At 54.9% G+C, this 16,417-nt stretch carries 8 protein-coding genes; 2 read left to right on the forward strand and 6 right to left on the reverse strand.

Annotation, left to right across the window (positions count from 1 at the left end; genetic code table 11):
* Positions 1-9: 9 nt before the first annotated feature.
* On the reverse strand, positions 10-3,384 hold the full coding sequence (locus FYC48_RS19125; protein ID WP_149498395.1) for a DUF7133 domain-containing protein: 3,375 nt from the start codon (positions 3,382-3,384) through the stop codon (positions 10-12).
* Between the two features lie 363 nt (positions 3,385-3,747).
* Here FYC48_RS19125 and FYC48_RS19130 point away from each other — a divergent pair, with 363 nt between their 5' ends.
* Together FYC48_RS19130 and FYC48_RS19135 are read left to right on the forward strand one after the other, a co-directional pair.
* Entirely contained in the window at positions 3,748-6,918 is a 3,171-nt protein-coding gene (locus FYC48_RS19130) for an error-prone DNA polymerase (RefSeq protein WP_149498396.1), read from the forward strand.
* 91 nt (positions 6,919-7,009) lie between these two features.
* Positions 7,010-8,419, forward strand: a complete 1,410-nt coding sequence (locus FYC48_RS19135) for a sulfatase family protein (protein ID WP_149498397.1) — start codon at positions 7,010-7,012, stop codon at positions 8,417-8,419.
* Positions 8,420-8,561: 142 nt separating this feature from the next.
* On the opposite strand, the gene FYC48_RS19140 is transcribed toward FYC48_RS19135, so the two are convergent.
* The 5 genes from FYC48_RS19140 to FYC48_RS19160 form a co-directional block, all read right to left on the reverse strand.
* Entirely contained in the window at positions 8,562-9,806 is a 1,245-nt protein-coding gene (locus FYC48_RS19140; protein WP_149498398.1) for a DUF1501 domain-containing protein, read from the reverse strand.
* Positions 9,803-11,176, reverse strand: coding sequence for a DUF1800 domain-containing protein (locus FYC48_RS19145; RefSeq protein WP_149498399.1), 1,374 nt, complete (start codon positions 11,174-11,176; stop codon positions 9,803-9,805). Before FYC48_RS19145 ends, FYC48_RS19140 begins: the two co-directional genes overlap by 4 nt.
* A gap of 30 nt (positions 11,177-11,206) precedes the next feature.
* On the reverse strand, positions 11,207-12,964 hold the full coding sequence (locus FYC48_RS19150; RefSeq protein WP_149498400.1) for a DUF3352 domain-containing protein: 1,758 nt from the start codon (positions 12,962-12,964) through the stop codon (positions 11,207-11,209).
* 122 nt (positions 12,965-13,086) lie between these two features.
* Complete coding sequence (gene metX / locus FYC48_RS19155) at positions 13,087-14,862, reverse strand: homoserine O-acetyltransferase MetX (RefSeq protein WP_149498401.1); 1,776 nt, start codon at positions 14,860-14,862, stop codon at positions 13,087-13,089.
* The gene (locus FYC48_RS19160) at positions 14,859-16,169 is read right to left on the reverse strand and encodes an O-acetylhomoserine aminocarboxypropyltransferase/cysteine synthase family protein (protein ID WP_149498402.1); all 1,311 of its coding nucleotides are present in this window, start codon (positions 16,167-16,169) and stop codon (positions 14,859-14,861) included. Before FYC48_RS19160 ends, metX begins: the two co-directional genes overlap by 4 nt.
* Positions 16,170-16,417: the final 248 nt, after the last annotated feature.

Here is a 16,417-nt window from a genome sequence, read left to right on the forward strand (position 1 = left end):
TTGCCGACGCTAACGAAGCGTTTTCAGGTAGGCGACCAAATCACGGACCTCGGCCGCCGATAGAACGGCGGTCATGTCCGGCATCAGCGAGACCTGTTTGTCGGCGACTTGTTCGATATCCTCTTGAGAGAGTTTTTGTTCTTTCCCATTCGCATCGATCAATACCATCCAGTCGTCGTCTTCGCGTTTTAAAACACCTTGGACGACGTTTCCATCGGCCATCAACACTGTTTGTACGTTGTACTTGGCGTCGATCTCCGCACTGGGATAAACGACGGCGCGTAGCAAATAGTCGGCGTCACGTTTCTTCGCTATCTTTGTCAGTTCAGGACCAATCTCACTGCCGCCGCGACCGATCCGGTGGCAGCGGCTGCATTGGGCGCGTAGGTCGGAGCGGAAAATTCGCTCGCCTTCTTTGGCATTTCCGCCGTCGCGAGCGAACGCAAACTGACGGTGTTTGTCCGACGGCAACGATTCAAGATGATCGAATGCGTTGATCTGGTTTTGAATAGCCGAAAGTTTCGGCGAATGCGGTGACCGCGTTAGAATTGCGGAGTAAACATCAAGAGATAACTTTGAATCCAACGATCCGTCGTGGAGTTGTTTGGCAAGTTCAAGGAGTTGTTCGTCCGCTGTATCGGATTGATGAATCGCCAATCGCCTGATCACCGTTTGCTTGACCGCGGGCGATCCGTCTCTCAAGCGAGCTGATAACACAGGCATCGCTTTCTGGGGATCAAGTGCAGACAAGGCCGCGAGGGCCTGAGTTGCGATCGAATCGGTGCTGTCTTGGCTAAGGTCGATGAACAATGCGACCCGACGTTGGATGGGAATCTCGTGATCGCCTGCTTCAGAGATCATCTGTAATGCTTCCAGGCGAAGCCCGACCGGCGTTTGATCGTCAACCGAGAGTGCCAACATTGCCGCAGGAGAAAGCGTTAGCTTGAGCGTTCGTGCTGCTTTGGCTGCCGCGACTCGAACTTCGACCGGTGCCTGGCGAATCAGCTCGCCGAGGATTTTCGTTGTGACCTGAGGATCGAAAGAACGTGTTTGCGATTCATTTCGCCTGCGACCGTCGACCCGATCGAGTAAGGGCGGAGCATTCCAGACGCCGAGTGCGTCGCAAGCGTCCGCTCGCATCGACGCAGGCTGGGTTTCGTCGGTGGCAAACCGCAGCAATCGACTGGCTGCGTCGTTGGTTCCCAAGCGGACGTTGGCATTGATCGCACGACGTGTGAATGCATCGGGGACAGCTGCTTTGCCCAAATGGTTCGCCAGCATCGGTAGTGCGTCAGGGATCGAGAAATCGTCGTGAATCGCACGAGCCGCCTCGGTGACGACTGCCGATGATGGGTCATCGAGATAGTTTGCGACAACAGGAGATCGCAATCTTCGCAGCGCAACTACCGCACATAGGCGTGTGGTTATCGATGGTTGGGCGCGGAGTTCGGCTAGCTGACGTGGCGTCGCACACGTCGTCATCGCCGTCGTGATCGCGTGACGCATGTAGTGCTGATTGAAAGGCGTTTGATTTGCCAAGTTGATCAGTGCGTCCAACGCATTGGCCGATGGGCAGCGTCCGAGAGCCAAGGCGGCATGAACTCGCACGTGCAAGTCATCATCGGTTAGCAGCGGAATTAGAACGTCTGGTGATGAGCAGCCCGATTCGCCGAGGACCTTGACGGCCACCGCGCGAAGGTTTTCATTCGGTGACTTCAGAACAGGAAACAGGACGTCGCTACTGATGTCACCGGTTCGAACCATTTGTCCGATAGCCCAGATCGCGTGGACTCGGGCAAGGGCATCCGCCTCGTTGTTGTTCGCCACGGCGACCAGTGGGGCGATCGTTTTTCGGCTTACAAGCTCAAACTGAACTCGCAATCGTACACGTTGGTCGACATGAGCAAGCTGATCGACAAGCTGGTCCGTCTCAAGTGTACTAAAATCGACGTTCAACCAGTGAACGACGGATTGCCGATCCGCTATTTCGGCATCGGACAATTGGTTCACTGGGACATCAATTCGCTGGATGGACCCTGACTGCGTCAACGGATAGCCGCCTCCCCAGTCAGCTCCGTACAAACCGCCGTCAGGCCCAAAGGCAATCCCCACAATTGGAACACCTTCTCCGATTTTGTGGTCATCGACCATCTTGAAGGTATCGCCTTCGGCTTCGACACGAAAAGCGTATTGGCCACCGTTCGGTGCTTCGGTCATGAAGAAGTAGTCTTTGTACGACCGAGATAACGCGGCACCGGGATTCATTTTGAACCCGGCCGGTCCGTCGACAAAGTAGCGGATCGGTGGCAGAAGATAGGCGGGATGCTCTGGGCCGGCAATTTCCCAAAGCCGTTCGTCAGTCCACGGGTTGAATTCATCCGACCGGTATTGATAGTTACATCGCCAACCGGCATCCATCTGATCGACAATCCAAACGAATCGCTCTTTTTCTCCGGGGCGATCGGAATCGTTATCAACACCGAACAGATTGCCGAATCGATCGAATGCGAATTCCTGAACGTTGCGCAGTCCATGGGCGTAGACTTCGAAATCGCTGCCATCGAGGTTGCAACGCATCACGCCGCCTTGATTGGGATAGTGAAACAGTTTGCCCTCGGCGGTGGTTACCGAAATGCCTTTGTCACCGATCGACCAGTATAGTTTTCCATCGGGGCCGATAATCAACCCATGCATGTCGTGTCCGGCGTAGGCGATGTGCAGCCCAAAACCAGTCGCGACGACGGACCGTTGATCAGCCACATCATCGCCATCTGAATCAGTCAGCTTCCAGACGTCGGGCGCGATCGTGGCGTACACAGAGTCTTCGTGATGAAGCACGCCAGCTGCGATTCCGGTCACTTCGGTCTGAAAGCCTTCGGCGTAAACGTTGGTCTCGTCTGCGACCCCATCACCATCGGTATCGGCAAATCGATGAATCCGTTCGCTGATCACCGTCAGATCACGCCAATCGTACTGTCCGTCCTGATTGAGATCTTCGACGTGTTTTGCGTTCGCAACTTGATCACCGCCGATGGCAAGCGTTCGCCTTAGAAAGTGTTTTTTATCATCGATCGAAGCGAGGCCAACATCATCGGGAATCCACTCACTATGAGCACGGATGTCGAGGTCTTGGATTTTTCGTCGCTGTGTCTGTGTGGCATAAACGGTACCGTCGTTGGCAACACTTACTGCGACCGGATCGGGAACATTGATGTCTCCGCTCCACTTCTTGTACTGCAACTTCGGATGGGGAGATGACGCAATAGAATCCGTTTCCAAAACTTGCGCGTGAACGAGGGTATGCCAAGGAGGAAGCAACACGCATAAAACCAGAACGCGAAACGTAAGCGTCTGAACGCGAGAAGGTGTCGGGGGTACAGTCATCGGAATCAAGCGGGGGATCAATTGGCGGAACGGTGGAGGTCCCCATTGTACTCATCGGAGCGAACCCAGAATGGCAAATCGTCCCGGCGGATCAGCCCTGAACCGCAGACGTGAGCTTCGAGCATTGGCCGTCGTCGATGGACGGCAGCCGGGACAACGAATGCAGGTGTCCTTGAAGCCAGCCATATGCTGTTGGCTATCGTTTTTTGACCATCGCACTCGTCGGGATGGAATCCGAAGTCAGCAATTCTCTCTGACCACCGGTGGATGATTCCAGCGAGTCGACTCGCGAAAACTCAAGGCTGATCAAGAGACTTCGCTCCTGCCGTTGCCGATTGCGCCCCGACGGTTTACCGTGACGTCATGAAATATGCGGAACTGCACTGCAAGAGTAATTTCTCGTTCCTTTGCGGGGCGTCTCATCCGGACGAACTCGTCACGAGGGCGATTGAGCTGGGGTATTCCGCCTTGGCGATGACCGATTCGGAAACGCTGGCGGGCGTGGTTCGAGGGTTTGGCGCTGCCCGAGATGCCGGCTTCCAATACATCGTCGGCTCGGAAATTCATCCCATCGATGCGCCTTCGTTGGTTTTGTGGCCGACCGACCGAGCCGCCTACGGCCGTTTGTGCCAGCTGATTTCCCGCGGTCGCCTTCGGCGGGAAAAAGGAGCTTGTGAGATTCGTTGGGCAGATGTTATCGAGTTCGGCGAAGGAATGATCGCCGGCGCGATTGCTTCGGGAGAGAACAACCCAGGTGTTGCGGCGGATACGACAAAAGACACGCCCTCCGCTGAATCGCCAACGAATCGTCCTAAACTGACCACTGATTTTTTACGTGGACCGTTTCGAGAGCTATTTTCAGACTCTGCGTACCTGCTTTGTTCGTTGCACCTTGGTCCCGATGACGCTGCCATCTTGCGACGATTCGACCGGCTATCGCTTCAATCCGGCGTGCCATGCGTTGCGGCTGGTAATGTGCACTATCACGTCGCAGAAAGAATGTTATTACACGATTGCGTGACGGCAATCCGCAACGGCACGACGATCGATCAGGTTCACGAACAACGGTTCGCCAACAGCCAGTTTCATTTGCGGTCGCTCGATGAAATCCAGTTCCTCTTTCGGGATCTGCCGGGAGCGATCGAACGGACCATTGAAATCGCCGAGCGGTGCCAATTTTCTCTCGCCGAACTTCGCTACGAGTATCCCGAAGAGATCGCGCCGGCGGGGATGTCGCTGATCGAGCATCTCAAGCGTTTGACGTGGGAAGGTGCGAAGCAACGTTGGCCAGACGGCGTTCCCACTCGGATCATCGACTCACTACGTCACGAGATGAAGTTGATCGAAGAGTTGCACTACGAAGCATACTTTTTGACCGTTTGGGACATGGTTCGCTTTGCCCGCAGCCGGAATATCCTTTGTCAGGGACGTGGCAGCGCCGCCAATTCGACGGTTTGTTACTGCTTGGGGATTACCAGTGTCGATCCCACGCAAAACGATCTGCTGTTCGAGCGGTTTATCAGCCGGGAACGCAATGAAGCCCCTGACATTGACGTGGATTTCGAGCACCAACGTCGTGAAGAAGTGTTGCAGTATCTCTACGAAAAGTACGGTCGTGATCGTGCCGGGATGACTGCGACGGTGACAAGCTATCGTGGGAAAAGCGCGATCCGGGAAGTCGGGAAAGCACTTGGGTTGTCATCTGACATGATTGATTCATTGTCAAAGATGGCCGGTGATTACCGTGGCACACAAGAAAAAATTCCCGGCGGTCTCGATGCCTGTGGACTTGACATCGATTCAGACATTGGCAAACGATTTGCCTACCTTGTCGAAAACCTGATGGGATTCCCGAGGCACTTATCACAACATGTCGGGGGCATGGTGATGTCCGCGGGGAAGTTGTGTGAGTTGTGTCCGATCGAAAACGCCGCCATGGAAGGACGGACGGTGATTCAGTGGGACAAGGATGATCTGGACGAGCTTGGTATTCTGAAAGTCGACGTCCTATCGCTGGGAATGCTCTCTGCGATTCACCGTTGTTTCGATCTGGTAAAAAAACATCATCAAAAGACATGGTCGTTGTCAACGATCCCACACGGCGATCGAGCGACGTACGACATGATTTGCCAGGCCGACACGATGGGCGTATTCCAGATCGAAAGCCGCGCGCAAATGAGTATGCTGCCGCGGTTGCGTCCTCGCTGTTTCTACGACCTGGTGATCGAAGTTGCGATCGTCCGCCCGGGCCCGATTCAAGGCGACATGGTGCATCCGTTCTTGAAGGCGCGTGAAAACCCAGCGGCAGTCGTCTATCCCAGCGAGCCAATTAAACAGGTGCTGGAAAAGACGTTAGGCGTTCCCATTTTTCAAGAGCAAGCGATGCGTTTGGCGGTCGTCGCCGCCGGGTTTACTCCCGGTGAGGCCGATCAATTGCGGCGTGCGATGGCTGCTTGGCGACGCCCCGGTGTCATCGATCGCTTTCGTACCAAGTTGCTCGAAGGGATGAAACGGAACGGTTTGGCTGGCAAATTTGCCGATCAAGTCTTCAACCAGATTCGTGGCTTTGGCGAGTACGGATTCCCTGAATCACATGCGGCCAGTTTTGCGTTACTGGTGTACGTCTCGTGCTTCCTTAAGCGTCACTATCCGGCTGCGTTCTGTTGCTCGTTGCTCAACAGTCAACCGATGGGATTCTACGCACCGGCGCAATTGGTTGCCGATGCCAAAGAACATGGTGTCGAAGTGTTGCCAGTCGATGTGAACGAAAGTGACGTCGAGTCGTCGCTCGAAGTACTGCCGGGAAAGCAATCCCCCGCGATTCGTTTAGGACTTCAGAGCATTCGATCGCTTCCCGCAGAAGACGGGCGGCGCATCGCAATCGAAAGAAGCATTCGTGGTCCGTATCGTGATGTGACCGACTTGACACGTCGAGCAAAAATCGGTCAAGCGGCTGTTTCATTATTGGCCGACGCGGATGCGCTTCGTGGTCTCGTCGGCGATCGGCGTGCTGCGATTTGGCAGTCGCTCGGCCAATCGGAAAATCCGGCCGATGCACCCCTGTTGGATTCCGTCGACGATGACGAACCGCTGCCGGAGCAACTTGTCGCGATGTCTCCCATCGAGGAGGTCTTTGCCGACTACAACACGACCGGAATGAGCTTGAAAGCGCATCCGATTTCTTTTGTCCGTGACGAGCTAAAGACCAAGCGTTGTGTTTGTGCGACGGAACTGCCTGACTTGCGTGATGGTCGCCACGTCCGGATCGCGGGACTGGTAACCATCCGGCAACGGCCTGGGACTGCCAAAGGAATCACCTTTGTGACGCTCGAAGACGAAACCGGGTCGATGAACTTGGTGATTTTCCCGAAGGTCTGGCAAGCGTTCTTTCGCGTTGCCAAAACAAGCAATGCATGGTTGGTCGACGGAAAACTGGAAAACCGGCAAGGCGTCATCCACGTTATCGTCGGACGCCTGACAGACCTGTCGAGCGAAGTGAGCGGGCTTCGATTGCGATCCAGAGATTTTCACTGAATCCGATCGATGCCATCTGGTACCTGCCGAAGTGGCTATACTTTCTCATCCCTACCTTTCGACGATTGCCCTCCACAGAAAAGTTCTTTCGATGCGTCTTTCTCTTTTTACCGCAGTCTGCCTGTGTGTTGGAGTCATCTTTTCCGGCAACAGTCTGTCTGCCGATGAACTGCCTGATATTGTGGTTTATTTCGCCGACGACCTTTCGCAGCGTGATTGTTCGGTGTACGCCGATCGTGGCGTGAAAACTCCCGCGCTCGAAACCCTTGCGTCGCAGGGAATGACATTCACACACGCGTTCGTTGCCAGCCCGTCCTGTGCCCCCAGTCGCGCGGCGCTTCTGACAGGATTGATGCCGGCACGAAATGGTGCCGAAGAAAACCACACGTTCCCACATGACGACATCGATCGTCTCCCTCGACGACTTAACGAACTGGGCTACCAAACCGCCGCGTTTGGGAAAGTTGCTCACGGTTCTAGTGCTCCTCGATTCGGGTTCGAAGTTTCCGAGGGGGCAAAGGATATGCCCAAGTTACTGCAAAACGTGACGCGGTTCTTGGAACAGCGAACCGACTCACGCCCTCTAGCACTTTTCGTCGGAATCTCGAATCCGCATGTCCCATGGCCTAATCAGTCCGATATTGACCCTGCCCAGATAGCCTTGCCGCCGACGTTCGTTGATACCCCGCGGACTCGTGTTCAACGCTCGCGTTACTTACAGGAAGTTGCCGACTTGGATCGTTTGCTTGGTAACTTGCGGTCGCTTACCGCTAAGCACCTCGATGACGATCCGATCTTTCTGTTTTCCAGTGATCATGGGGCGCAGTTCCCACTGGGCAAGTGGACGCTCTACGACGAAGGCACTCGCGTGCCATTAATTGTTTCATGGCCCGGAAAGATCAAACCCAATAGTACCACCGACGCGATGGTCAGTTGGGTCGATCTACTACCGACACTAATCGACCTCGCCGGCGGGGACACCCTCAACGAGATCGACGGTCGTAGTTTTGCGAGTGTTCTTCGCGGCGAAACGAACTCCCACCGCGAATTGATCTTCACGACTCATAGCGGTGATCGAAAAATGAATGTCTATCCGATTCGTTCGGTACGCGATCAACGTTTCAAGTACATCCGCAACATCCATCCCGAGTTTGCCTTCACGACACACATCGATCTGTTGCTTCGCGAAACATCCGGGGATTACTTCATCGAATGGAAGGATCTTGCAAAAACAGATTCGGGCGCGGCGGCGGCACTCGCGAGACATCACGGGCGACCAGCCGAAGAGCTATATGATCTTGAAAATGATCCCTACGAACAAAACAATCTGATCGGCGATCCGTCGCTCGCGTCGAAACAACGACAACTCACGTCGGCGCTTGACGCATGGATTGATCGGCAAGGCGATCAGTTAACGGTCTTTCACGAACCACTCATGCTCGACGCACCCGCGACTTGGGTGCCTCGCCAGGCAACGAAGGCAAAGCCAAAGAAAAAATAGTTCGGCTACGTATTCGGGCTTCGTCGTCATTTAAAACGAGGGTGAGCCGATTGGCGTTTGCCACGGCTTCCGTACAGCAGCCGGGCCCATGCACGCAGAATCGCTGATAAGCCGCATTCAATCATCCAGTCTAGACGGAACACTAACTAGTCTTTGTCCCAAACAGTTCTAGGGGCGAGAAGTTGCCGTTCAAAATGGCTTCGCTCTCGCATTCCAGCCAATCCTGTAGGACGGTCGCGTAAACGGACCGAAAGTCCGTGTGGTGCTTCAGGTCACCTTGGTCTAAATCGGTCAGGCTAGGGATTTCGCCAATTTCACCGACGCGAATTTTTCCGCCGGCAAAGAAAACCGGGGCCGCCGTTCCGTGGTCAGTCCCGTCGCTTGCATTTTCGGCAACCCGCCGCCCAAATTCGCTGAAACACATCACCAACACCCGATCAGCCTCCCCGCGACCTTGCAAGTCATTGATGAAGGCTTCGGTCGCATCGCCGACTTCACGCAACAGAGCGGCGTGCGCGTCCGGCTGATTCGCGTGGGTGTCAAACCCGTCCAAGCGGACATAGTACACGCGAGTCTGGAGCTTTGACGCGATCAGGCTAGCGACCGTCCGTAGTTTTTCTGCTAGCGGGGTTTTGGGGTAAGTGGAGTTTTCGGGGATCTGTTTCCGAGTCTCTTCCATTCGCTTGCTGGTCGAGATCGCCGACGAGGTGCTGCTTTGGATGAAGCGAAGCAGATCGTTATCAGCAGGTGCAGGTGTCGCGGCGATTGATTCGATGGCATCGGAAAGATTAACGCTCTGATTACTTCGAAGGCGAAACTGTTGAAGTGATTGAATCGAAGGCACCCTAATCTCGCGTGACATCAACGCGAATGGCTGCTGTTCGCGTCCCAGATGAAGTGCCGGCGGATCATTGCTGCCTTGTCGTGGGAGGGATTCGAGAAATCGGCCGACCCAGCCATCGATCCGCGATTGATCTTTACGTTGGCATGAGTGCCAAATGTCCATCGATTCAAAGTGCGATCGGTTAGGGTTGGGGTACCCGACACCGTGGACGATCGACAGCATGCCTTTTTCGAGCAGCGAAGCGAAGCCCGTTAGTGCCGGATGAAATCCACGATCGGAGTTGATCGCCAGACACTGCTGGCGGTCGATACGCAGGTTGGGGCGAGCCTTTCGATACTCGTCATCAGAGTGTGGGATGATTGTATTGAGCCCATCATTTCCACCGGCTAGTTCGATGACCACCAAGATATTTTGGTCTGCCTTGGACTGTTCGGCGGCGTTGCATAAAACGGCAGGGCAAACCACATCGTGATGCAGCGATAATGCTGCCGATGATGCGATCCCGGTGCGGAGTAATTTGCGACGAGTGAAAGTCGAGTTCATGACAACTGAAACTCCGGAAGTGAACCAAGGAGGTGCAATGCGTCTGCAAATCCCGATTGACCGGTCGTAGAATTGTTCTTGGCGATCGCATGAACACGATCACGTGCGGACGTTGGCAAACGTGTTGCGAAAAGCAGGGGTTCAACAAAGTCGATCAGATCGTCGATCCGCCGAACGTCATGACCCGCCAGGTACTCCTCGAGTGATCGCTTCCCGAATCGGGATTTTTTATGATCGAGGATTTGTCGAACGAGGTTGGCCCGCCCGACGAGTGTCGAAGAATTGATCCACGCTCTTCCGCCATCCCAACCTTTGACACTGGGCGGATGATATAACCCCTGTCCCAAGTTCGAGATTGACTTGGTGACCATGTAGTTGTCTGTAGAGCCTTCGAACGCGCTCAAAAAGTCAAGTGCGTATTCCACCGGCGAGCGAATTTTTGAGGCGCGGGCATGGGACGAAAAAAAGAGATTGCTACCTAAGATTCGACGTACCGTTGGGGCAATTTGCAAATCGTCCTCACGCATCTTTTCGGCTAACGGTTCGATGACTGATGGTGACAAGAGAAGTTCATCGGCGACAAAGAAGCGGACAAGTTTGGAGCACAGAAACATCGCCGCGGCGTCTTGATCGGCGATGATTCGGACCGCATCTTCGCCTCCGAAATCGCCAGACTGGCCAAGAAAAGCCTTGGTTCCGTTGTCATGTTGGTATCGATTAAACCGAAACCGTTTACGTTTGATTTCCCAGCCTGTGAAACAACGCGCGATTTCACGGATATCCGTTTCGGTGTAGTTGCCTTCGCCGAGGCAAAATAGCTCCATGATCTCACGGGCATAGTTTTCGTTCGGATGCGATTTTCGGTTTGTTGCCGAGTCGAGATAGATCAGCATTGCGGGGTCGCGTGAAATGCCGAGTAACAACTCGCGAAAGTGACCGAGCGCGTTTTGACGGAGCAGCGCATTTTGTTGCTGCATCAATGAAGCGTCCTGAACCTTTGACGCACTGGTGGCGAAATGTCCGTGCCAGAATAAGGTCATCTTTTCTAGCAAGGGACTTGGTGTCGCCTGCATGCGGTACAACCAGCCAGCGGCAAGCTGATCTAGGCTGCCACTCGCGGTGGCTGCACCAGCCAAAAGGTCCATTTCCGAGTCAAATCGATCCGTTCCGCCTTGAAGTTCTGTCACCGAAACAAAGGTGTTGGAAAACCCTTCTTGAACAGCCGTTTGAAGTCGCGTCGCATTTGGGGCGAAACCACTGCGCCGTAGGAGGTGCGACGCGGTTCTGGCGTCCCAAGGTTGGTCGTCGGAAGGCGTGTAGGGCTCCCAAGCCCATTGTGGATCGATCATCACGTGACTAGAAGTTGGCATCGGATGAATTCCTGTGCAATTGAATGCTCGCTATTCGGCATCGACTCCCACGCGGAACGTTAGCTTCAGTGTTTTGTCTTCGTGCACCAATCGAGCGGATGCAGAAGAAAGAAATCCGACGGTATCGAGAATCAGCCCGATTACCGATTCAGCTTCCTCTTTGGAGTGGCCTTCTTCGAGCATATTCTGGGCGACCAATTGAGCCCGGTTGTCGGCCAACACTTGCTGCAATACATCGGCGGAGATTTCGGCCGAAACGTTCGCGTTTGGATGATTCGTTGGCCAGTCGGAATGCTTGGTCAAAATCCTGGCTAAATCGGTCGTGCTTGACAGAATAAACCGCTCGTCAGCAAATCCGATTGTCGGCGAAAAGTTAAAGATGATTTTCGCATGAGTCGAGTCGGCTGCATCCTGTTCTGGGACATAGCGACTGATCACGAGTTGCGACCTGTCACTGAATTTTTCCATGTCGAGTTCTAGTTGATTCAGACCCTCCTGGGCTCCGACCACGTTGAAGAAGCCGACCACACTTTGAAACGTTCTCCGAAAATCACGAGAGACTTTTTGTGGATCCTTCATCGTCATGATCAATGCAAACGCGGGGAGTTTGATCGCCGGCTGGGGCAATTGATCGGAGTAGTTCTGGCGAACGGCGATCAGTCCGATTTCTGGATTGATCGCGCCCAAGATGTCTTCGCCGAAGTCACGACCCGCGAAAATCGTGGTGAGCGTCGCATCGGCCTTGGCAAATTCATCATTGATCCGTTCGTCGAATAGGTCACCTGCACGCATCCAAAGCTCAGCGAGGTTCCGATGGGTGCTGATTTCCAGTAGCTCCTGGTCAATGACCGGCAGTGCCGGGCCAGTTCCGCTCGCGCCGGGGCCAAAGTAATACTCACGTCTTTCAGGGATCCAGTCGGCTTCAAACGGAACCGCAAAATGAAGCTCAAGCCCGGATTGATCCAGATTCACCCCGGCCGATCCGTACGGTGTCCTCGCGAGTGCCGATTGAATCCCTCCGACCATCAACTCGACCAAGGGATTATCGATCTGGCCGGCAAACAATTTGGGGACTAATTCCCGTTTGCGAATCGTTTCAAGATGAACGAACCCCCATCCATTCGATCGATTGCTACGAGCCTTGAGGGCGTCGGAAAACGTGTCGTCGTCAGCGAGAGAGAGTCCCGATCCGTCAATCATGCGATCCAAGACGGCTCGGCCGAGGTCAGAACTGTTGGTGATCAGTACGTGGCCCGCGCACGCTGCGACACGTAGATCGTCCCGTCGAAAGGCTTTCACGCCTCGGTACTCAACTTGCTGGACGTCGGCTGTTTTCTCCAGGCTGGCGATCATCATCACCTTCTCGACAAACGATTGGGCGATGTGGTCGTCACGCGCCGCGAGGATCAACGCCACGCCTTTCGTATCCAAGTCGACCGCGAAGGCAATCCCGTTTTCGGTAATCGATTCAAGTGCCTCTCGCCATGGCATGCCGAACAAGCCTTCGGCCAACCCAACCCCGGCTTGAAACTTGCGATAGTCTTCGGTTTGCTTGAGCATCTCGACGGGGAGCAATTGCTCAAGCCGCTGACGTAGCGGATGATCAAGAATTGTCGAATAAACCTGCACCGGGTCCGCGAGCTCCGCGTACACCAACGTTGATGGAGGGAGGAATCGCGATGCGACTGTGGCGTTTTCCGCGGCGGCGAGTTTAGGCCATCCGGCTAGGATCACGCAGATCGCAACGCCAAACCAACCGATTTCACGCACGAAGTTTCGTTGTGACATACTGGCGAATCGAAGAGAGGCAGAATCAGCAGAACGCTCACGCAAGCGAGTGAGCTTCCTACAGTTTTACCTGAATCGTTCGCGTGGAGTTTCGCAGCGGCGATCAGATTCCTTCAGAAAAGCTAGACGGCGGCAATCACTAGGATCGCGGTATCCGCGTTAAGGTTGGGGTCCTGATCCGCCCGAACCTGTTCTCCCGTCGACGCGTTGAAATAGTACTCGTTGACCAGACGGATCTGTTTTTGCCGACAGAGGTCATGAACGTCTGCGATCGAAGGGAAGCGTCGGTTTGGCGTGTTATACCATTCGTAGCCAAATTCACCGGGAGCTTTCGGAGACCGGCCGCGGATGACGTAGTCTTCACGCAGTTCGCGGTAAGCGAAATTTGGAAAGCTAACGATCGCCCGACTCCCGACGCGTAGCATTTCGTCGAACAACATTTCCACGTTCGCGACTGCTTGGAGGGTTGCGCTGAGTACGACGACGTCGAATTGGTTGTCGATGAAAGCCGGTAGTCCTTCGTTTAAGTCGTAGTCAATGATGTTCAGGCCGCGACTGCCCGCTTTCAAGATGCCGGATTGGGCGACTTCGACGCCGACTAACTTTTGATGTCCGCGGCGTTTTAGTTCGGCGAGCAAGTGGCCATCGCCACACCCTAAATCTAATACCGACGCGGACTCGGGGATTTCGTCAAGGATCAACGATTCGACCATCGAGATTTGGTGCGGTTCTTGATCAAGGTCGCCCAGTCGGGCTTGGATCAGCGGCGCATACTGACGGATATCCTCGTTGATCAAGAAAGAATCATGGCCGCGTGGCGAAGTGATTTCCGCATACGTGACGGACTTGTCGAGTGCCGTCAAGGCGTTGACCATGTCGCGCGACTGCCGGGGTGTGAATAACCAATCGCTGCTGAAACTTACTAATAGAAACTCACACTCGGCGTCGCCAAAGGTTTCCATCAACTGCAGTCGACTGGAACCGAGATCGAACAGATCCATCGCCATTGTGATCGTGACGTAACTGTTCGCGTCGAACCTTGTAGTAAACTTTTGACCTTGGTGGGCGAGATAGGATCCAATGCTAAAACGTTGTTCGAAGCTAGTCGCGATTTCACGCGGGTCGTGTCGATCTGATTCAAACTTCTTTTCCATCACCTCGGTCGATAGATAGGTGATGTGCCCCAGCATGCGGGCGATCGCCAAACCGGTGTCGGGGCGGCGCGGTTTGTCATAGTATTGCCCACCGTAAAAGTGTGGGTCGGTTTGAATCGCGTTGCGGCCGATCACATCAAACCCGAGTGCCTGACTGGTCAGTCGGGGGCTGGACGCGATGATGACGCACACGTCGGTGCACCGTGGAAAACGCGACACCCAGCTCATCGCTTGATGCCCACCGAGGGAACCGCCGATGATCGCTCGCCAACGAAAGATCCCAAGGTGATCGGCCAGTTGCTTTTGAACCGTGACCATGTCGCCGATCGTGATTTGCGGAAAATCGGCGCCAAAGGGTTTTCCAGTTTCTGGATTGATGTCGCCCGGCCCGGTCGTACCGCGGCAGCCTCCGAGAACGTTGGGGCAAACAACAAAGAAACGGTCGGTATCGATCGGTTTACCGGGGCCGATCAAATCATCCCACCAGCCCGGATCGTCTTGGGGATCGTGGCGGGCGGCGTGCGAGTCTCCCGAAAGCGCATGACAAACCAAGACGGCATTGCTGGCGTCTTGGTTGAGGGTTCCCCAGGTTTCATACGCGCATCGAACAGCCTGCAGCCGTCCACCAAGTTCCAGTCCAATGTCATCGTCGAAGACGATTTGCTGAGCATGGATCAGCGGCCCGGCGACACGGTTGTCGTCGGTACTCTCGAACGATCGGCGATCGGCAGCCTTCTCGGTCACGATGCGGTGGCGGCCGCCAGAGCTTGTTTAAGATCGTCGATGATATCTTCGGCGTCTTCGATTCCGATTGACATCCGGATGTATTCGGGGACCACACCCGCACGGCGCTGCTCGTCTTCGGAAAGCTGTTGGTGCGTCGTGCTTGCCGGGTGAATGACCAAGGTTTTGGCGTCGCCAATGTTCGCCAAGTGCGAGCAAAGTTTACAAGAGTTGATGAACTTTTTGCCCGCTTCCATTCCGCCTTTGATCCCGAAACCAAGGATCGCCCCTTGGCCATCGGTCAGGTACTGTTGGGCGCGGTCATAATCCTTGTGTGATTTCAGGCCGGGATAGTTCACCCATTCGACCGCATCGCTGGATTCAAGAAATTCGGCAATTTTCATGGCGTTCTCGCAGTGGCGTGGCATCCGTAGATGCAACGTTTCGAGTCCTTGCAAGAACAGGAATGCCGCAAATGGGCTCATCGCCGCGCCGGTGTCGCGTAGCCAGTGCGTACGAATGTGAACCAAATAGGAAATGTTGCCCATCGGGCGGAGGTGTTCTTCGAAGACGGCACCGTGGTACGAAGGAGACGGGCCACAGAATTCCGGCCACTTGTCCGGGTTATCTGCCCACTTGAAATTCCCGCTGTCGACGATCGCGCCTCCGATATGAACACCGTGGCCACCGAGGAACTTCGTCGTGCTGTAGATCACGATGTCGATGCCATGTTCGATCGGACGCAGCAGCATCGGCGTCATCACGGTGTTGTCGCACAGTACGGGCAACGGACCGTGCGGAGCGGAGTGGGCCGCGTCGGCGATCGCTTTAAAATCCGGCACATCGTTTTTGGGGTTACCAATCGATTCCATGTAAACCAGTCGCGTGTTCTCGTCGACAAGTTCGTGAATCTTCTCGGGTTCGTTGGGGTCGAAAAAGCGAACTTCGATTCCCAAGCTTTTCAAGGTTTGCGTAAACAACGTCCACGTTCCGCCATAGAGCGACGTGCTACTGACGATGTTCTGCCCGCTGTGGGCAAGGGTAAGGACGGCGGCCGTGATCGCCGCCTGTCCCGAGGCGAAGCATAGCCCGGTCACGCCTCCGTCGAGTGCCGCCAGACGCTTTTCCAAGACGTCGACAGTCGGATTCATCAAGCGGCTATAGATATTGCCGAACTCGGCCAAGCCAAACAACGCCGCCGCGTGATCGGTGTCATTGAACGTGTAGCTGGTCGTCGCGTAGATCGGCACCGCGCGACTGTTGGTCGTTGGGTCGGGTTCCTGACCGGCGTGAAGTGACAACGTTCCGCGTCGAAGTTGATCGCTCATGGATATTCTTTCGGGAAGGAGAGAGCTTTGTCGTGATCCGTCGCCGGCGAGTTAGGGTGACGCCGAAATAGGGAAACATCACCGACACAGCAACCTTGCCGACACGAGGGCGGATCGAACCGAGCGCTTGAGTTTAAAAGACCGAGCACTGATCGGCGAGTGGGGGGAGACGATCCCTGCCGGACCAGGTCTCAACCCCCGCATAGAATTGCGATCGCCCCGAAAGTGCGGTGAAGTCGTCCGGAAAA

It is taken from the genome of Roseiconus lacunae, assembly GCF_008312935.1.
GTDB lineage: Bacteria > Planctomycetota > Planctomycetia > Pirellulales > Pirellulaceae > Stieleria > Stieleria lacunae.